This is a genomic window from Enterococcus nangangensis (assembly GCF_005405245.1).
Taxonomy (GTDB): Bacteria; Bacillota; Bacilli; order Lactobacillales; family Enterococcaceae; genus Enterococcus_J; species Enterococcus_J nangangensis.
The window spans coordinates 26,379-44,703 of the sequence record NZ_BJDR01000009.1 but is presented as its reverse complement, the minus strand read 5'-3'; the positions used below and the strand labels follow the sequence as shown (position 1 = coordinate 44,703).

At 42.6% G+C, this 18,325-nt stretch carries 18 protein-coding genes and 1 riboswitch; of the genes, 2 read left to right on the top strand and 16 right to left on the bottom strand.

Annotated features, from left to right (window positions below; translation table 11 throughout):
• Positions 1 to 39 precede the first annotated feature (39 nt).
• The 16 genes from purK to FFM57_RS04430 form a co-directional block, all read right to left on the bottom strand.
• Positions 40 to 1,164 (bottom strand): 5-(carboxyamino)imidazole ribonucleotide synthase, encoded by a 1,125-nt coding sequence (gene purK / locus FFM57_RS04505; protein WP_170999890.1) that lies wholly within the window; start codon positions 1,162 to 1,164, stop codon positions 40 to 42.
• A complete protein-coding gene (gene purE / locus FFM57_RS04500; RefSeq protein ID WP_137599330.1) occupies positions 1,157 to 1,645 on the bottom strand; it encodes a 5-(carboxyamino)imidazole ribonucleotide mutase in 489 nt (162 codons plus the stop codon). Before purE ends, purK begins: the two co-directional genes overlap by 8 nt.
• 205 nt (positions 1,646 to 1,850) lie before the next feature.
• The gene (locus tag FFM57_RS04495) at positions 1,851 to 2,486 is read right to left on the bottom strand and encodes an NAD(P)H-binding protein (RefSeq protein WP_137599329.1); all 636 of its coding nucleotides are present in this window, start codon (positions 2,484 to 2,486) and stop codon (positions 1,851 to 1,853) included.
• A gap of 17 nt (positions 2,487 to 2,503) precedes the next feature.
• Positions 2,504 to 4,276: an oleate hydratase gene (locus FFM57_RS04490; protein ID WP_137599328.1), complete on the bottom strand. Its 1,773-nt coding sequence runs from the start codon at positions 4,274 to 4,276 to the stop codon at positions 2,504 to 2,506.
• Between the two features lie 162 nt (positions 4,277 to 4,438).
• Positions 4,439 to 5,086, bottom strand: coding sequence for a hypothetical protein (locus FFM57_RS04485; RefSeq protein ID WP_137599327.1), 648 nt, complete (start codon positions 5,084 to 5,086; stop codon positions 4,439 to 4,441).
• 60 nt (positions 5,087 to 5,146) lie between these two features.
• A complete protein-coding gene (locus FFM57_RS04480) occupies positions 5,147 to 6,322 on the bottom strand; it encodes a pyridoxal phosphate-dependent aminotransferase (protein ID WP_137599326.1) in 1,176 nt (391 codons plus the stop codon).
• 9 nt (positions 6,323 to 6,331) lie between these two features.
• Positions 6,332 to 7,426, bottom strand: a complete 1,095-nt coding sequence (locus FFM57_RS04475; protein ID WP_246023393.1) for a M20 metallopeptidase family protein — start codon at positions 7,424 to 7,426, stop codon at positions 6,332 to 6,334.
• Positions 7,423 to 8,736 carry an aspartate kinase gene (locus FFM57_RS04470; RefSeq protein WP_137599325.1) on the bottom strand — a complete coding sequence of 438 codons (1,314 nt, stop codon included), beginning with the start codon at positions 8,734 to 8,736 and terminating at the stop codon, positions 7,423 to 7,425. Before FFM57_RS04470 ends, FFM57_RS04475 begins: the two co-directional genes overlap by 4 nt.
• A 9-nt stretch (positions 8,737 to 8,745) precedes the next feature.
• Complete coding sequence (locus tag FFM57_RS04465) at positions 8,746 to 9,738, bottom strand: aspartate-semialdehyde dehydrogenase (RefSeq protein WP_137599324.1); 993 nt, start codon at positions 9,736 to 9,738, stop codon at positions 8,746 to 8,748.
• Positions 9,739 to 9,754: 16 nt separating this feature from the next.
• Complete coding sequence (gene dapD / locus FFM57_RS04460) at positions 9,755 to 10,450, bottom strand: 2,3,4,5-tetrahydropyridine-2,6-dicarboxylate N-acetyltransferase (protein ID WP_137599323.1); 696 nt, start codon at positions 10,448 to 10,450, stop codon at positions 9,755 to 9,757.
• Positions 10,450 to 11,166: a 4-hydroxy-tetrahydrodipicolinate reductase gene (gene dapB / locus FFM57_RS04455; RefSeq protein WP_137599322.1), complete on the bottom strand. Its 717-nt coding sequence runs from the start codon at positions 11,164 to 11,166 to the stop codon at positions 10,450 to 10,452. The genes dapD and dapB overlap by 1 nt, the downstream gene beginning before the upstream one ends.
• The gene (gene dapA / locus FFM57_RS04450; RefSeq protein ID WP_137599321.1) at positions 11,163 to 12,044 is read right to left on the bottom strand and encodes a 4-hydroxy-tetrahydrodipicolinate synthase; all 882 of its coding nucleotides are present in this window, start codon (positions 12,042 to 12,044) and stop codon (positions 11,163 to 11,165) included. The genes dapB and dapA overlap by 4 nt, the downstream gene beginning before the upstream one ends.
• Positions 12,038 to 12,841 carry a diaminopimelate epimerase gene (gene dapF / locus FFM57_RS04445; protein ID WP_137599320.1) on the bottom strand — a complete coding sequence of 268 codons (804 nt, stop codon included), beginning with the start codon at positions 12,839 to 12,841 and terminating at the stop codon, positions 12,038 to 12,040. The genes dapA and dapF overlap by 7 nt, the downstream gene beginning before the upstream one ends.
• Positions 12,838 to 14,088, bottom strand: coding sequence for a diaminopimelate decarboxylase (gene lysA / locus FFM57_RS04440; protein WP_137599319.1), 1,251 nt, complete (start codon positions 14,086 to 14,088; stop codon positions 12,838 to 12,840). The genes dapF and lysA overlap by 4 nt, the downstream gene beginning before the upstream one ends.
• Positions 14,089 to 14,189: 101 nt before the next feature.
• Positions 14,190 to 14,363: riboswitch (Lysine riboswitch) on the bottom strand.
• An 82-nt stretch (positions 14,364 to 14,445) separates the two neighbouring features.
• Positions 14,446 to 14,790 (bottom strand): DUF1827 family protein, encoded by a 345-nt coding sequence (locus tag FFM57_RS04435; RefSeq protein WP_137599318.1) that lies wholly within the window; start codon positions 14,788 to 14,790, stop codon positions 14,446 to 14,448.
• A 131-nt stretch (positions 14,791 to 14,921) separates the two neighbouring features.
• Positions 14,922 to 15,518, bottom strand: a complete 597-nt coding sequence (locus FFM57_RS04430; RefSeq protein WP_137599317.1) for a TetR/AcrR family transcriptional regulator — start codon at positions 15,516 to 15,518, stop codon at positions 14,922 to 14,924.
• Between the two features lie 258 nt (positions 15,519 to 15,776).
• On the opposite strand from FFM57_RS04430, the gene FFM57_RS04425 reads away from it, so the two are divergent.
• Entirely contained in the window at positions 15,777 to 16,658 is an 882-nt protein-coding gene (locus tag FFM57_RS04425) for an ABC transporter ATP-binding protein (RefSeq protein WP_137599316.1), read from the top strand.
• 24 nt (positions 16,659 to 16,682) lie between these two features.
• Positions 16,683 to 18,296 (top strand): ABC transporter permease, encoded by a 1,614-nt coding sequence (locus FFM57_RS04420; protein ID WP_137599315.1) that lies wholly within the window; start codon positions 16,683 to 16,685, stop codon positions 18,294 to 18,296.
• The last annotated feature ends 29 nt before the right edge of the window (positions 18,297 to 18,325 follow it).

Below are 18,325 nucleotides of genomic sequence, written 5' to 3'. Positions count from 1 at the left end.
GCAAAAAAAAGAGCACAACAATATTGTGCTCCTTAAAAATTATGCGTCCCAGATTTTGGTAGCTTGGATTTCTTTTAAAGTTTGCGTCAAGTTCGTCGTTAAAATAGTAATGTGTCCCATTTTACGCCCTGTTTTGGCTAGTGCTTTACCATACAAATGGAAGTTCCAGGACCTCTGCCGCGGAATCTCTCCGTAGCTTTTGGCCAAATGTTCCCCTAAGATATTCACCATCACCGCCGGACTCAACAGACGGACTGGGGGCAAAGGCCAATTACAAATTCCCCGCAAGTGGGCTGTAAATTGACTGATGGTACAAGCTTCGATGGAATAGTGGCCTGAGTTGTGGGGCCGCGGTGCCAATTCATTCACAAAAAGCTCACCGTCAGGGGTTAAGAATATTTCCACCGCTAAAGTGCCAACTAGTTTTACAGCAGTAGCAATTTTTTTAGCTAGGGCTTGGACCTCGTTGGATAAATGGGTAGAAATAGCGGCCGGAACCAAAGTAGCATGTAAAATATTGTGGCGATGGTCATTTTCCACCACCGGGAAAAAGCTTAGCTCGCCTGCTTCATTTCCCGCCACCATAATCGACAGTTCCTTGACAAAGGGTACCCAAGCTTCTAATACACACGCACCATGAGCTAATAAGGGTGCGGCTAAAGCTTCATCTACTTCTGCGGTGAACACCACTTGGCCTTTACCATCATAACCGTCCGTGGTAGTTTTCAACACACAAGGATAGCCCAGTTTAGCAACTGCTTGTCTTAAGTCTCTTATATTTTCTAGCGGAACAAAAGGGGCTACAGGAAGTCCTAAACTTTGTAAAAAACTTTTTTCTTTTAAACGATTTTGCGAGATAGCTAATAAGTGGGTCCCTTGAGGAAAATAAGTGCCGCTAGCTACCCGGTCTAACGTCGCCACATGGACATTTTCAAATTCAAAAGTTAGCACATCACTTTTTTCAGCTAATTGACTTAAGGCCGCTTCATCTTGGTAAGCAGCAATAATTTGCCAATCAGCCACTTGCCCACAAGGACAGTCTGGCGTGGGATCTAAGACCCCAACTCGAAAGCCCATCTCTTTAGCCGCTAACGCCATCATTTGTCCTAATTGGCCACCACCGACAATGCCTACCGTCGCGCCTGGTAAAATAATCTTAGTCAAGTTGGTCACTACTTTCTAACGCTACTTGGGCCATTTGTGCGCGCCGTTTTTGTAAAGCTGCCGCCATTTTTTCATCTTGCAAGGCTAAAATTTCTGCCGCCAATAAAGCCCCATTGACAGCCCCTGCTTGACCAATTGCCGTAGTGGCTACCGGCACGCCACCGGGCATTTGAACGATGGATAATAAAGAGTCCAAACCATTTAAAGCCCGTGACTGCACTGGTACCCCAATCACCGGTAAAAGAGTTTTTGCCGCCACCATCCCTGGTAAATGGGCCGCTCCACCGGCACCGGCGATAATCACTTTTAAGCCTTTTGCTGCCGCTTCTTCAGCGTAACGAAACATTAAATCTGGCGTGCGATGAGCCGAAATAACTTTTTTCTCGTAAGGAATCGCTAATTCATCTAGTAGGGCACAGGCGTGTCGCAATGTTTCCCAATCGGAAACACTCCCCATAATTACGCCAACTAAATTTGTCATGTATAAGCTCCTTTACCTTTCAATTTGCCTTCATTTTAACAACAGCTGCCGACTCAGTCAAAGAAATATCGAATTATCTGTAATTAATAATTCTTAACGTTCGTTTATTTACGTGTAGCGTTTAAACATTCCATGAAAATTGCCTTTTAATTGGCAAAAAAAAGATTGCAACCAAAATTGGCTACAATCTTCATTGTTTATTTGCTTAATACCAGGAAGGTTTCGGACCATCCGTATGGGGTTTGTTGACACCTAGGGAAGCCCCAATATATTTTTCAGGAGCTAAAATAATTTTTGCTACCAGATCAGCGACACTTTTTCGGGAAACTTCCGTTCCTTTAAAGGCTGTTCCTTTCGGCGTTAACTCATAGCTAATCTCGTCGTAATTCGTCAACCAAGCTGGCCGAATAATCGTGTAAGCTAAACCTGAATCCTCAATTACTTTTGCAGCGGCGGCGTAAGTTTCTAAGTAGCCGCCGTCTAACATTTCGTGATTCCACTTGCCGTAAGCCCCAGGCACTTCATCATAAATGCCTAAAGTGGAAATCCAAATCAACCGTTTCACATGAGTTGCCCGCATTGCTTCCACTAGTGCTTCGGCTTCGGCAACAATTTCTCCGGCTAAGTTGGCATACACCAAATCCACATCCGCCAGTGCTTTTGTCAGGTCGCTAACTTTGGTGGCATCCCCTTCAAAAACTTCCTGTTTGCTGACATCAATTTTTTTTAGACGGCTGGCTCGCCGTAAGAATAAACGTTGTTGGATATCGTCTTCCAGTAAGTTTCGTTCAACCAACCGCGCAATTTGCCCATGAGCGCCTAAAATTAACACTTTTTGCATGCTGTTACTCCTCTTTTCTATAAGAGATGTGCTTGTTTCAACAATTCTCCCAAGTAGCTATCTTTATTTTTCTTAATCACCCGTTCCAATACTTTTTGTTCCAAGAAAGGTAAATCCATTTCGGTAATTTTCTTTTCATCAGACAAGTAATAAATAGCGCCTAATAAGTAGCGCAAATCATAAGCTGAGCCGTAAACTTCAGGCACACCCCGTTCCAAATCTAGCAGTTGATAGACAGCTTCCATCGCCGTCCGTACGGAATATTCCGTAGTAAAGACGGTATCTCTTTGGGTATCAGCAAAGTTACCGATAAAGGCCAAGTTCTTGGAGCCATTCGGAATAACTGCTGGTCTGTCCCCTGGTTGGCGTAACATAAAGTAAGACGTGATAAACGGCATGTAAATAGGAATCGTCACCGCACTATTTTCAGCGATTCTTTCGATATCGGCTTCCGGTACGCCCAAATGATACAAGAGTTCTTGCGTAATCTCTGAACCAGTACACTCTTCGATTGGTTTATGAATGTAATTACCAGGTACGCCAGAGTACAAGCCGTAAACCCAAGTGACGGTTTGTTGATCGTTTTGTTCTTTAAAGTGCGGTTGACGGTGAGTGGTGAAACTCAACATCCAGTTGGAATCTTTCACTGTGATAATGCCGCCAGTCACCACTTTACCGCTACGTAATTTACGCTGCGTTAAGCGGGAAAAATAAGGTTCAATCTCTAAGTTTTCCCAAGTGACAGTCGCGGAAACAAACCAACTTTTTGCCGGTAAATTTTCGCAGAAAGCTTCGGGATGACCAAATTCTGGGGATTGTTGCGCCAAATTTTTCCACAAGTTCCAGCTGCCTCCAAGTTCATGGCTGATAGGAGCCGGCGTGTGTTGATCCCCTTGCGTCGAGCTTTCGGTAATAGAACCATTCGTCACAAAGACTAAATCTTTTTCCGTTAAAGGAATTGTCTTAGCTACGCCGTCTTGCGTTAAAATAATTTTTTCAGCGACTTTGGTTGCTGGGGTAATAGCGACTTTAATATCGTTAATTTTCGTTTCCAATTGGAAGTCGACGCCTGCTTTTTCCAGATAGGCGATTAAAGGTTTGACTAAGGATTCATATTGATTGTATTTCGTAAATTTCAAAGCGGTGAAGTCAGGTAAACCTTGAATATGGTGGATAAAGCGCATAATGTAGCGGCGCATTTCAATAGCAGAATGCCATTTTTCAAAAGCAAACATCGAGCACCAGTAAATCCAAAAGTTAGAAGCGAAAAATTCTTCCGAGAAGACATCTTCAATCTTTTTCCCTACTAATTGCTCTTCTGATTTCATAAAGAGTTCGACAATTTCCTTTTGCGCTTTACTGGAAAGGGTAAACTTGCCATCATCAGGGACGCGTTCCCCACGGTTATGAATAATCCGACAGTTAGAAGAGTTAGGATCGTCATGATCTAACCAGTAAAATTCATCCAGTACGGAAGCATCGGGAACTTCTAAAGAAGGAATGGAGCGGAACAAATCCCACAAACATTCAAAATGATTTTCCATTTCCCGACCACCTCTAACAACAAAGCCGTCATGGGGAATCACTTTCCCATCTAAAGAACCACCGGATAAAGAAAGCTCGTCAAAAATGTGAATATGGGAGCCTGGCATTTGACCATCACGAATCAGGAAAACCGCGGTAGCTAAACCAGCTAACCCCGTCCCGACAATGTAGGCACTCTTTTCTTCGACGCCTTCAGGTTTACGACTTCTGGCAAAAGCTTCATAATTACCATTTGTATATCTCATTTTCGTTTCCTCCTCTTCTTGATGACTCTACGATAAGCTGGATTTCTCATTCAGGCAAAGATAAAACTTCCCGCAAAAAAATTTTTTAGACATATCTTTTTGTTTGTCAAAAAAATTCTTTTAAAATAAAAAAGCACTTTCACAAAAGAAAGTGCTGACCGTTTAACGAGTGAATTGGCTAATGAAGGCAATTAGGTAGCGAATAATGCGATACAAGATAAACAGCATAAACAAATTACTGAAAATCATCCGCGTTAAACTCCCAAACGTCGCCTTTAAGTTACTGGGTGTAAAGGCCCGTAACGGACGCGGCACGCGGTTTAAGCCATTGCGTTTCAAACGGAAATTTTCTTCATACTTCAAATCCAACAAGTCGTAGTAAACGAGAACTAAAGGTTCTTTTGCAAAAAAGTTTTTAGCAAAACCCACCATCAAAGTATATTGCTGATTTTTAGAAGGGAAGTTCCGCAAACCTTTTTTCCGTAAGCGATAACTGGTGGGACCTTGAGTGACGATAAAGGAATATTCATCTTCCACCACGGTAAAAATTTTTCCCGTTTCATTTTCAGCTTGCCACTTAGCAAAAATTTCTTCAAATTGTTGCAACTGTTGCCACAAAAAAATCCCTAGTGCGCACAAAATAATGAGTAGCGCACCGTTGAGGAGCCAAGCTTCTCGCATAATGGCTAAATATAAAACAATGATGGCTGCAACTCCACCAATCGCCCCTAGACGCGCTTGATAGTAGCGCTGATACATCAATTTAACGGAACGCTTGTAATAAGCAAAATCAGCTGTCACAAAATCCATCTCAGCACCTCTCCTCTTTTTAAAAGAAAAACTCCACTGCATCATCAGTGGAGCATTTGTTTATTTTTCTAAACTAGCCATAAAGGCGGTCAAACGGGTCATAGCTTTTTCTAATTTATCCATGGAAGCCGCATAGCTCAAACGAATATACCCTTCTCCTGCCGGACCAAAGGCCACCCCGGGAATCAAGGCTAAGCGTTCTTTTTCAGCCAATTGCAAACAAAATTCCATCGAGCCTTGGGTAAAGTAGGCCGGAATTTTAGCAAAGATATAAAAAGCACCGCTAGGTCGGGCGATTTCAAAGCCTAATTGGGTCATGGTGTCATAGACGTAATCGCGGCGTTTCACATATTCGACCTTCATGGTTTGGGCATCATCTAAACCGTTAGTCAAAGCTTCAATCGCGGCTTTTTGCGAAATGGTAGTGGCGGCGGTGACCAAGTATTGGTGTGACTTAATCAGGTGGGCCGTCAATTCTTTAGGGGCGAAGATAAAACCAATCCGCCAGCCAGTCATGGCGTGGGATTTAGAAAGGCCGCTAATTAAAATCGTTTGTTTTGGCAAATATTCGGCAATCGAAACGTGCGTCCCTTCGTAGGTTAGCTCGCTGTACACTTCATCACTTAAGACAAAGATATTATATTTTTGCAAACAGTCTGCTAAAGCCTCGACTTCTCCCCGGGTGCAAGTCACACCAGTAGGATTGCTGGGGTAATTTAAAATAATTGCTTTTACTTTGTCCCCGTGTTCTTCCATCGCCGCATCCACCATCGCAGGGGTTAATACAAAGCCATTGCTGCGGGTATCTAGTTCCACAAGTTCAGCACCGGCTAAAGTAATCAAAGGTTCATAACCGGGGTAAATTGGGGCTGAAACTAACACTTTATCCTCAGGTTCCAAAATAGCATTTAACGTCGCAGAAATTGCTTCTGTTGCTCCAATGGTGACTAAGACTTCATTTTCTGGGGCGTAATGTAAATTGTATTTTTGCGCCATAAAGTTACAAGCCGCTTGCCGCAATTCTATTAGCCCCGACATGCCGCTATAATGGGAAAAATTTTCGTCAATGGCGACTTTAGCAGCTTCTTTAATATGTTCTGGTGTATTAAAGTCTGGTTCTCCCAAAGTTAATTTCACCATATCAGGAATTTGGGAAACTTTTTCATCAAACTGCCGAATCAAGGAAACGGCAATGTCATAAATTTCTGGTTTAAAACGACTACTTAAATCAGCCATAAGCTCCTCCTATAATTGGATGTCCAATAAGTGACGATAGGTATCTACGCCCACAGCTAAGACATTCATATCAAAATTAAATTTTTCATTGTGTAACGGTGGTACATCGCCTAAGCCTAACAAGAAAAAGACACTGGGATAAAACTGCGTGTAAATGCCAAAATCTTCTCCTTGTAAAAAAGGATGGTCTAAGACGTTTAATTGTGGTAAAGCTTTTTGGGCTTTCGCAAAAAGTTCAGGGTTGTTTATAACAGCTGGGTAACCATCTGTATAATTCACTTCAATCGTCGTGTTGTATTGGGCAGCAAAATCATCCACCACGTGTTGAATTTCAGCTTTCATGAAGGCTTGAATCGCGGGGTCAAAAGAGCGAACACTCCCACGAATCGTCACGGAACCGGCAATAATATTGCGAATCGTGCCCCCTTTAATTTCCCCAAACTTCATTAAGTGTTCTTTTTGACCTAGTGGACCTTCTTCTAAATCATAAATGGCGGTCATCAGACGAGTGGCAATTTGCACCGCATCAATCCCTTGATCAGCGTTAGCAATATGGGTCGCTTTCCCATGGACAATAATATCTATTTCACTACATTGTGCTAAGATGCCACTTGCTTTAGAGAAGACCTCACCTTTCGCTAAGCCGGGCCAAACGTGAAAGCCAAAAATCCCTTGGACGTTGTACTTTTCCAGTAAACCAGAATCCACAATTGTTTGGGCGCCGGAACCAAATTCTTCCGCCGGTTGAAAAATCAAAACGACGTTATAGTCCAGTTCATGGATATGCTCATTCACGTAATCAGCTAACCCTAACAGCATCGCCATGTGACCATCATGCCCACAGGCGTGCATCTTACCAGGATGTTTTGAAGTAAAGGGAACTCCTGATTGTTCCTCAATGGGTAAAGCATCAATGTCCGTGCGAAAGGTGATGGACTTTTCTTTTTGGTTAGCAAAATAGACCACCATCCCCGTTGGTTCAACCTCGTGGATGGTGCCATTAAGCGTTTTTAAATGTTGGTACAAATATTTTTTCGTTTCAAATTCGTGATAAGCTAACTCTGGAATTTGATGGAGATCCATGCGGTATTGTTGAATACTCACTTTCTCACCAGCTCCTCGTATAAACTGCGAACGGCTTTTTCATACTCCGTATTTTTAACCCCCACAATTAAGTTTAACTCTTGGGCGGATTTAGAAATAATCGAAGCATTGACGCCGATTTGACTTAAGGTCATAAAAATTTTTCCGGTTAATTGGATATTGCCGCGCATATTGCCACCGACAATGGCAATTAATGCTAAATCATCCACGACTTCCACTTCGTCTAATTCTAATTCTGATTTCAACTCATCAAGAAGTTCATAGAGATTATTTTCCACTGAATGTTTAGAAATCACAATGCCTACATTATCAATCCCCGTTGGCACGTGTTCAATGGAAATCTCGTGGCGTTCAAAAATTTGCATCGTGCGAGATAAAAAGCCGACTTCATCAGACATTTGGCTCTTATATAAAATCAAAGAGATAAAGTTTTTCTTACCGGCAATCCCCGTAATGTCGTAGGTGGTACATTTTTCATCACTGGAAATCGTGGTACCGGGGTCAGCTGGCGCATTGGTGTTGCGAATATTTAAAGGAATTTTCACTTCTTGAATCGGCCGAATTGCCGCTTCATGTAAAACGTTAGCTCCCATATAAGAAAGCTCCCGTAATTCCCGATAGGTAATTTCTGTAATGGTTTCGGGATTGTCAATAATCCGCGGGTCGCCCATTAAAATACCTGAGACATCCGTCCAGTTTTCGTAGACATCTACCCGTAAAGCCCGGGCTAAAATTGAACCGGTAATATCACTACCGCCACGACTCATGAGTTTAATATCACCGCTAGGATAAGCCCCGTAAAAACCAGGCACGACAATTTTGCCGTACTTTTTATAGGCCGCATTAGCCTGTAAGGCAATCCGCTCGGTGTCGAATTTCCCATTGTAATGAAAAGCAATAATATCTTTGGCATCCACAAAGCGGTAACCCAAATAATCACTCATTAAAAGGGCCGTTAAATATTCACCCCGGGAAACTAAATAATCCACACTGACTTTTTTAGCCGCCACCATTTGAATGATTTTCTCTAATTCTTTTTCAATGGGTACGTTTAGCTGTAAAGCGTCCCGTACCTCGACAAAACGTTGATAAATCGTTTGCCAAATCGTCTCGTATTCCACATCGTGTTGCATGTGGGCGTGCAAAATGTACAGAAGATCGGTGATTTTATTATCACTAGGCACGCGTTTGCCTAAAGCCGAAACCACCACCACGGTGCGGGCAGCGTCACTTTCAATAATCTTTTTGACTTTTCTAAATTGAGCTTCGTGGGATAATGAAGATCCCCCGAATTTAGCAAGTTTAATCATGAACTTCTCCTATAACTGATTGTTTTTCGCCATGGCTAAAGCAATTTGGACCGCATTAGCAGCGGCTCCTTTACGAATATTATCCCCTGTACAGTATAAAAGCAAGCCATTTTTCGTTGCGCGATCTTTTCTTAAGCGCCCAACATAAATTTTATCTTGACCGTTAGACAAGGTAGACGTTGGATAATAGTGTTCTTGATTGTTATTGGCTAAAATAACGCCTGGAAAATCAGCTAACACGGCTTCTACTTCCGGCAAGGTAAAATCTTGCGCCAATTCCACCGTCATGGCAACGCCGTGGCTGTTGGCGACAGGTACCCGCACACAAGTTGCACTGACTGGTAATTCTGGTTTATGCAAAATTTTCCGCGTTTCATTAATCATTTTAACTTCTTCTTTAGTATACCCATCTTCCATAAAGACGTCGATTTCGGGAATACAAGTTTCAGCGATATTATGAGGATAAAACTGTGGCTCTTCCCCCCGCAAAGTCCGGGCTAAGTCATCTTTCCCTTTTTGACCACTGCCGCTAACGGCTTGGTACGTAGCGTAGTTGACTTTCGTCACGCCAAAAGCGTCATCTAAAGCTTTTAAAGGAATAATCGATTGAATCGTCGAGCAGTTAGGATTGGCAATTAATTTATTTAAAGCGGTATCGGCTAAGTTTACTTCCGGAACGACTAAAGGAATTGCTGGATCTTGGCGCCACGCGCTAGAATTATCCACCACGGTTAGCCCTTTAGCCCGCGCAATCGGTGCGAATTGTTTTGAAACATCGCCCCCGGCACTAAATAAGGCTAAATCAAAACCGTCAAAAGAATCCGCGGTTAATTCTTCTACGTAATACGTTTGGCCTTTAAATTCAACAGCTTTTCCTTTACTGCGGGCTGAAGCCAATAATTTCAATTCCTGAATAGGAAAATCATATTCTGCTAACACTTTCAAGAAGGTTTGACCAACTAAACCTGTTGCGCCCACAACGCATACTTTATATTCTTTCATTTCTTCCCGACCTTTTTTATAATTCCCGCAAACCATCAATCATTTGCGTGTTTTGTTTTGTTTTATCATCTTTCACTTTTAAAATTCGGGCAGGAATCCCGCCGACAACCACATTTTCCGGCACATCTTCTAAGACAATGGCCCCCGCAGCAACAATGGAACCTTTCCCAACGGTCACCCCTTCAACGACAACGGCATTAGCACCTACTAAAACGTCATCTTCAATGACCACCGGTTTAGCAGAAGGCGGTTCCACCACACCTGCTAAAACAGCACCAGCCCCAATGTGACAACGTTTCCCCACAGTGGCCCGGCCGCCTAAAATGGCCCCCATATCAATCATGGTAGCATCGCCAATGATGGCCCCGATATTAATCACGGCCCCCATCATAATGACGGCGTTATTGCCAATTTCCACTTGGTCACGAATAATCGCTCCAGGTTCAATCCGCGCATTAATATCTTTTTTATCCAATAACGGAATTGCCGAGTTACGACTATCATTTTCAATCACCACATCAAGAATTGCTGCTTGGTGACTAGCTAAAACAGGTTTTACATCGCTGTAATCCCCAAAAACAACGGGGCTTAAAGTCGGACCAAAAACTTGGCAGTTAGGAAAAGCAACTTCTTCTTTTAAGTTCAAATACACTTTGACTGGGGTTTGCTTTTTAGATTCTTGAATAAATTTAATAATTTCATTTGCGTCCATTATTTACCTCCGAATAAGCAGTCTTCCATGGAATAGAGGGCTGCTGGTTTAGTGGTTACCCATAAAGCACCCTTTAAAGCGCCTTTGGCAAAAATCTTTTTAGAAAAAGCTTCATGTTTTAAAGTTAACGTTTCATCCGTACCGGCAAAAAGAACTTCGTGTTGTCCTACAATGGTACCACCCCGAACGGAGTGAATGCCAATTTCTTGTTTTGTGCGGGGAGCAACACCGCTACGCCCGTGGACTTCTTTATAATGAAGCTCTTCATTTATCGTATCTACTAACATCTTAGCGGTCCCAGATGGCGCATCAATTTTTTTATTGTGATGCTGTTCAATCACTTCAATATCAAAGTCATGACCTAAATAGTGGGTCATTTCTTTGACTAAACGATTCATCACAATGACTCCCAGACTAAAGTTGGCACTAAAAAGGACCGGTACTTTTTCACTTAAGGCGTGAATTTCAGCAATTTGTTCTTCACTGTAACCGGTTGTGGCAATTACCACAGGAAGCTCATGAGCTAGCGCATAGGCACTAATTTTCTTTAAATTATTAGGATGGGAAAAATCAATTAAAACTGCGGGTGTTTCTGGATAGTCTAAGACTTCGGCGTCCATGACTGGCGTTTTAGGAAAAAGCGCGGTATCGTCTACGGCAATTAATTCTTTGAGGACTTGCCCCATTTGCCCATCGCCTACTAAACCAATTTTCATGCTTGTTCCTCCTCTAGTTTAGCCATTTCTGCTTTTAAATGTTCATAATGACTAGGACTTAAATCCACTAAAGGTAAACGCAATGAGCCGACATTTTTCCCGGCAATATTTAGTGCTGCTTTAATGGGAATCGGATTGGTTTCACTAAACAAAGCATCAATTAAGGGTAAATGTTTTAATTGCGTTGCCAAAGCTGCAGCGCTTTTTCCCTCTTTAAAGTTTTGCACCATCTCGTGGACGGTCTTAGGCATTAAGTTGGCCCAAACACTAATGACGCCAGCTCCGCCTAACGAAAGAATTGGCAGGACCATATCGTCATTACCAGAATAAAGGGCGAAGTTATCATTTAATAAAGTCGCTACTTGCATCAAGTAGCCTAAATCACCAGAAGCTTCTTTGATTCCCACAATGTTAGGAATTTTAGCCACTTCTTTTAAAACATCAAGGGGAATATTCATCCCCGTTCGACTTGGTACGTTATATAAGATAATCGGTTTATCGACACTTTGGGCAATTGTCGTAAAGTGTTGCAACAAGCCGCGAGGTGAAGTCTTGTTGTAATAAGGGGTAATCACCAATAAGTAATCGGCACCTAATTGGGCAAACTCCTGGCTCTTCGCTACTGCTTGAGCTGTTGCATTACTGCCGCTTCCCACCATCACCGGAATCCGGCCGGCGACTTTTTCCAGAGTAAAGCGCACGATTTCACTTTCTTCGTCAGAGCTTAAAGTTGGGGATTCCCCAGTTGTCCCTAAAACCAATAGACAGTCTGTTTGTTGTGCAATATGCCATTCAATTAATTCGGCAAGTTTTTCATAATTAACGGATAAATCTTCTTTCATGGGCGTAATTAGTGCCACGATTGAACCGGTTAACATGTCTCCACCTCTTTTTCAAATTCGAATTCAGCTGGTCCGGCCATGGTAATTTCTTGCGTACCACTGACAACTAACGGACCACGTTCTAAGTAAAGATTCGTTGCTCCGGTTTTAATTTTTCCTAAATCCCGGGCAACTACATAACTCGCACAGCAGCCAGTGCCGCAAGCTAACGTCCACCCCACGCCTCGTTCAAAAGTCCGCACGACTAACTCGTGGTCATTTAACACGTGGACAAAGTTGACATTGGTTTGTTGACTAAATAAAGGATGATGACAAATTAAATTGCCTCGTTCTAAAGAAAGCTCAGCTATCGGATCTTCCACAAAAACGACAGTATGAATCGTCCCCATAAAGACACTGGACATCGTCACTGGCGCACCAGCAATCTCTAAGCTAAAGTTCGTTAAAACTTGGCCTTTGGGTAAACCTAATTTTTCAGTATCGTAGGCAGGGCGCCCCATATTGACGCTGCAATGGAAAGGTTCCAAGCTTTCAAGATGAACAATCATGGTGCCCGCTAAAGTTTCTACGGGGAAAACTTTTTCATTGACTAAATTGTGATCCACGCAATACTTGGCAAAACAACGAATGCCATTACCACACATGCTAGCGCGACTACCATCACGATTGTAATAAATCATTTCTAAAGGATCGGTTTTTACTGCAATTAAACCATCGGTATCAAACTGTGGATCGTTACATAATTTTTCAGCTAAAGCAGAGTAATCTGCCAAAGCATCGTAGTCTAGCATGACAAAGTCATTTCCTAGACCATTGTATTTTGCTACTTTCAATCCATCACTTCATTTCTTAAAAGGTCTAAATACGTTTGTCGTTTCACCACCAACCGGCTTTGACCGTCTTTGACGAAGACGACGGCTGGTGTTAAAGCCCGATTGTAGTTACTACTCATGGAATAGCCATAAGCGCCGGTGGAGTAGACAGCTAAAATATCACCAGCTACACACGTTGGTAAGTTGGCATTTTTAATTAAAACATCGCCGGACTCACATAATTTGCCGGCCACCGTCACCGCTTGTGTTTTAGGAGCGTCCAGGCGGTTAGCAATATCACATTGATATTCCGCTTGATAAAGTGCGGGGCGGATATTATCCGTCATGCCGCCATCGACAAAAAGATAATGCTTATGGGGTGTTTTTTTCTCAAAGCCTACCGTATAAAGCGTCGTACCAGCTTCTCCCACTAAACTTCTACCCGGTTCAATGATTAAGGTCGCAATTTTTTGTTGTGCTTTCGCCAGCGCTTTTTCGGTATAGGCGATTAATTCCCGTGCTGTTTCATCTGGTGCTAGAGGTCGGTCGCTATCCACATAATGAATACCAAAGCCGCCACCAATATTTAACGTTAATGTTTCGGAAAAATCTTTTAAATAGCTAACTAACTTGTCAATTTCTGCCCGCCAAGCTGTCATTTCAAAAATCTGTGAGCCAATATGGGCATGGAAGCCTTCTAAAACTAAGTAAGGACTAGCCGCAATGGCGGCCAATGTCTGTTGACATTCAGCACTCTCATAACTCATGCCAAATTTAGAATCGATAAAGGCTGTGTTGATGTATTCGTGGGTGTGAGCATCGATGCCCACATTCAAACGCAACATCACGGAAATGGTTCTTTGGGCTTTTTCAGCAAGATTTGCTAAAAGCCTAGCCTCCATCATATTATCACAAACTACATGTGTTAAGCCACTTTCCACAAAAAATTCTAGTTCTTGCGGCGTTTTATTGTTGCCATGAAAATAAATTTTTTCCTTGGGCATTTGCGATTTTAAAGCGGTAAAAATTTCGCCGCCACTCACGACATCTAACCCTAACCCTTGGCTGGCTGCCAAATTAATGACGGCCACCGTTTGAAACGCTTTTGACGCGTATAAAACCTTGGTCGCAAATTCTTCTGACTTAAAGTTTTTAATATACGCTTGCATCATGCCAACAATTTTATCTTCATCAAAAACATACAACGGGGTTTGGTATTCTTTGGCCAAAGTGGTGGCTTTCACGCCTCCAAGCAATAATTCACTCATCTTCGTCTCATCCTTTAGTGTTGTTAGTACGCTTAAATTTCTCAGCTGACCTAAAAAAAGTGCCTATCCATCAAGGGAGTAGGCACTAAAAAAGTCATTAGGTTAAATCTAGCGCCTCTACTTATTTAAGTAGGAGTGATGTCGGTTTTCCCAGACACCCCCACGCATAATGCTCGCCAGCAATTACACGTTCGGCAATGGTTACCTTTCACTTACTCTCAACGAATGCCTTCTCTTGTAAGTTACTCATTTGCATTGCTACCTCTGATTAAATTGTACCGTTACTATAGCACTAAGGGGCGCCCATGTCTAGCACTAAAGAAAATTTTCAATTAACTTTTCAAAATTTTAAGAAAACTACTTTTTACGAATTAAAACAATGTCTTTCACATCTTGCGGAATTGGATAACCTTCGCCAATTAAGCGGGCTTTTTCATCCCGAATAATTTCTACTTCGGTTTCGGTCACGGCCAATAAATTACTAATCAAATATTGAATCTCGTCTTCCCCTACTTTTTTCTTGTGGTTCACCATAAAGACCACCACTTCTTCATAGGTATCGGCCAGGAGTACTTGGTTGTAATTTAAGGTGTAGCGTTTAAAAAATTTCACCGTCATCTTCCGATTAATAAAATTCACTACATTAGGGAAGGCCTGGCGCAAATCTAAGTTGGACGTCAAGGGACTTTCTACTAACTTCATTTTCAAACACCTACCTCAAAATAAATTGCCTAAAAACTGCTACGTTAATTGTACCACGCTAATTAAATTTTTTTTGAAAAAAGCCGTAGAAATGAGGGCTTTTTGAGAAAAAATTAAGTTTTTTTCTACTATTATTTCTCCCGCGGCGCTAAGCCCTGCAACACCACTTGAATCCACTCATGGGAATAGGGCAACATCTTTTGATAAATTCCCGGGTTAGAGATACCGCCGGCCAAAGTTTGAAAGTACATCATTAAAAACTCATCTGAATAATGCCAGTCTACTTTGCCTTCTTTACGTCCCCGGTGAAAAAGATCCAACATCATATGATAACTTTCTACGACGTAGTCTTCCATAATGCGGGACAAACCATCGGAACCTTTTTCCGACATATACGACATCAGGCTTAAATAAAAACTATTCCCCGACTGATTCACCAAGTCTAATTCAAAACGGAGCATTTCTGCCATCGTTTCTTCGTAAGGGCGATCCAAATCAATAATTTTCCGAACACCTGAGCGAATCGTTTCAATGTATTGGCGAAAGACTTCTACTTTTAATTGTTCTTTCGTGCCGAAATATTTAAAAATAGATGTTTTACTGACCCCGGCTTTTTCCGCCACTTCTTCCATCGCAAAATCACCGCTGGCACTTGCTTTCATTAAGTCAAAAGTCGCTGCTACAATTTGTTCTTTTTTAGCGGCTGTCCGTTTTTCAAAACCATTCATGGAAAATCCTCCGTAAGCGCCACCTCAGCCAAAAAAATTTTTAATCGTGAGTTCAAAACTTTAGCGCGAAAAGTCTCGCTTCCCCTCGCGCCGCGTTTTTCAGTCCAGAACTCTCGTAAAAGTTAGTTGACTTCTCAGCTGGCAGTCGATAATATTTAACTCATAAAGATATTTTAGTTTAAAACTAAGGCTTCTAGCAATAGTTATGAACTAAAATTAAAAAAAGATTTAATTTTAAAATCAAAGGAGTTCATGATCATGACCGAAATTGTTAAGATTCAAGGGCTGCAAAAAAAATTTGGTAAATTCCAAGCCCTCCATGACGTTACCTTCACTATAGAAGCGGGTAGTGTCGTAGGGTTCATCGGGCCAAATGGTGCTGGTAAATCTACCACGATTCGCACGTTATTAGGAATTATCAATCGTAGTGGCGGTAGTGCTACCATCTTTGGTAAAGATGTGTGGCAAGAAAGTTTGGCTATCCATAAACGGGTTTCTTACGTTCCTGGGGATGTAGCCTTGTGGGGCAACCTGACTGGTGGCGAAATCATTGATTTATTCATGAAGCTCCACGGCGGTGGCAATCAAGCAAAGCGCGACCGGCTCATTGAACGTTTTGAACTGGATCCCAAGAAGAAAGCCAAGAGCTATTCAAAAGGGAACCGGCAGAAAGTCGGTTTAATCGCCGCTCTTTCCGTAGATTCTGATCTTTATATTTTAGATGAACCTACCTCTGGTTTGGATCCTTTAATGGAAATTGTCTTTCAAGAAGAAGTTGAAGAGATTAAAAACGCTGGTAAAGCGATTCTCCTTTCTTCCCACATTTTAAGTGAAGTGGAACGCTTAGCCGATAAAGTCGTGATTATTCGTCAAGGTCGCGTGGTGGAAGCGGGCACATTGGACGAGTTGCGTCATTTAACCCGCTCGACTGTGACGGTGGAAACCACAGCAGATGTTGCCGCCATGGCAAATGTTCCTGGCGTGCACGATTTCAAACAAACAGGTAGTCACGCGGTCTTTTCTGTCGATAATCAACACCTCAATGGCGTCTTGGAGGAAGCCACCAAATTAGGCGTGAAAAAATTTGAATCTGTTCCCCCGACGCTGGAAGACCTCTTTATGCGCCACTATCAAGGGTAACCAGGAATGGGAGGAGAAAATATCATGAAAGAAAAATTTGCATCCTGGTTTATTTTATTTGCCCAATATTTTAAACGGGATTGGAAAAAAATAATTATTTGGGTGGCGGGTCTGGGGCTTTTCGCCGGCGCTTACGTCCCCGCCTTTGAAGAAATTGCTAAAGGGGACGGCGCTTTAGGGATGTTTGAAACGATGCAAAATCCCGCCATGATTTCTATGGTGGGGCCGACCCCTGTCACCAGTGGAGCTGACTATACGTTAGGGGCGATGTACGCGCATTTAATGTTGTTGTTCTGCGGACTTTTTGCCATGATTATTACCATCATGCACGTGGTGGGTCATACCCGCAAAGAAGAAGATCAAGGACTCACGGAATTGGTACGTTCTTTTGCCGTTGGACGCCAAGCAAATTCCTTAGCCGTTTTATTGGAAGCCGTGATTATCAATGTCCTCTTAGGACTTTTTACCGCCGGTGTCATGGTGAGTTTTGGCGTAGCGAGTATTGATTTACCAGGTTCCCTCTTATTTGGAGCCAGCCTTACAATAGCCGGCATCATCGGCGCGGCCCTTGCACTAGTGATGGCCCAAATTTTTGCCACTGCTGCTGGTGCTACGGGTGCTTCTTTAGGGATTGTCGGCCTCCTTTATATTTTGCGCGGCACCACGGATATTTCTGATGTCGCTTTATCCATGTTTAATCCCATGGGCTGGACTTACCTCACCTATCCTTTTACGAAAAATAGTTGGTTACCCATTCTTTATGGGCTACTTTTTACAGTCGTCGTAGTGCTGGCAGCCTTTGCTTTAGAAGGGAAACGCGATATGGGGGCTGGCTATTTGCCTGAGTGGGCAGGTCGTGCTCATGCTAAAAAATCTTTGCTTTCTACATCGGGACTTTTCTTCCGTTTGAACCGCGGGATTATTATTGCTTGGCTGGTAGCTTACCTGATTTTAGGAGCAGCCTATGGTTCTATTTACGGTGATATGCAAACCTTCTTAGAAAGTAATGAACTGTTGCAACAAATGTTTACAGCTACTAATTCTAGCTTGGAGGCATCTTTCACTAGCACCATTATGATGGTGATGATTGTTTTGGCTTGTATTTTGCCAATTGCCATTGTCAATCGCCTGTCTGCTGAAGAGAGTCGTGGTAACTTGGCCCAATTTTGGTGTACGCGCATGACTCGTGGCAAATTATTTTGGACTAGCATTGGTTTAGCTGTGGGCGCCGGTCTCCTTAGTATCTTAGCAGCGGTCGTTGGTCTAGGGGGAACCGCCCTGAGTGTTATGGCGGGCAAATCCACTATGACGCTGGGAGATTTTATGGCGGCCGGCTTTAACTTTTTCCCTGCCCTTTTATTTACGATTGCTTTAGCCGCTTTAGCCTTAGGTTTTTACCCTAAGCTAGGAAAAGTCGTTTACGCTTATCTCGGTTATTCTTTCGTCTTAAATTATTTTGCCGGTATTTTAGACTTGCCGGACTGGTTAAACAAAACAGCGGTCCAAAGTTGGCTGCCTCGCTTACCAGTGGCTGATTTTGATTTACCAACTTTTGCCACCATTACGATCGTCAGTGTCCTTTTGATTATCGCGGGTTATTTTGGTTACCGCCAACGGGATTTAAAAGAAGGCGCCTAGGAATCAGTCTTACAAATTAAAAGAAAAGT

Excerpts from the sequence above, each read along its gene's own strand:
- purE (WP_137599330.1), bottom strand. The coding sequence starts at position 1,645 with ATGACAAATTTAGTTGGCGTAATTATGGGGAGTGTTTCCGATTGGGAA.
- FFM57_RS04495 (WP_137599329.1), bottom strand. The coding sequence starts at position 2,486 with ATGCAAAAAGTGTTAATTTTAGGCGCTCATGGGCAAATTGCGCGGTTG.
- FFM57_RS04490 (WP_137599328.1), bottom strand. The coding sequence starts at position 4,276 with ATGAGATATACAAATGGTAATTATGAAGCTTTTGCCAGAAGTCGTAAA.
- FFM57_RS04485 (WP_137599327.1), bottom strand. The coding sequence starts at position 5,086 with ATGGATTTTGTGACAGCTGATTTTGCTTATTACAAGCGTTCCGTTAAA.
- FFM57_RS04480 (WP_137599326.1), bottom strand. The coding sequence starts at position 6,322 with ATGGCTGATTTAAGTAGTCGTTTTAAACCAGAAATTTATGACATTGCC.
- FFM57_RS04470 (WP_137599325.1), bottom strand. The coding sequence starts at position 8,736 with ATGATTAAACTTGCTAAATTCGGGGGATCTTCATTATCCCACGAAGCT.
- FFM57_RS04465 (WP_137599324.1), bottom strand. The coding sequence starts at position 9,738 with ATGAAAGAATATAAAGTATGCGTTGTGGGCGCAACAGGTTTAGTTGGT.
- dapD (WP_137599323.1), bottom strand. The coding sequence starts at position 10,450 with ATGGACGCAAATGAAATTATTAAATTTATTCAAGAATCTAAAAAGCAA.
- dapB (WP_137599322.1), bottom strand. The coding sequence starts at position 11,166 with ATGAAAATTGGTTTAGTAGGCGATGGGCAAATGGGGCAAGTCCTCAAA.
- dapA (WP_137599321.1), bottom strand. The coding sequence starts at position 12,044 with ATGTTAACCGGTTCAATCGTGGCACTAATTACGCCCATGAAAGAAGAT.
- lysA (WP_137599319.1), bottom strand. The coding sequence starts at position 14,088 with ATGAGTGAATTATTGCTTGGAGGCGTGAAAGCCACCACTTTGGCCAAA.
- FFM57_RS04435 (WP_137599318.1), bottom strand. The coding sequence starts at position 14,790 with ATGAAGTTAGTAGAAAGTCCCTTGACGTCCAACTTAGATTTGCGCCAG.
- FFM57_RS04430 (WP_137599317.1), bottom strand. The coding sequence starts at position 15,518 with ATGAATGGTTTTGAAAAACGGACAGCCGCTAAAAAAGAACAAATTGTA.
- FFM57_RS04425 (WP_137599316.1), top strand. The coding sequence starts at position 15,777 with ATGACCGAAATTGTTAAGATTCAAGGGCTGCAAAAAAAATTTGGTAAA.
- FFM57_RS04420 (WP_137599315.1), top strand. The coding sequence starts at position 16,683 with ATGAAAGAAAAATTTGCATCCTGGTTTATTTTATTTGCCCAATATTTT.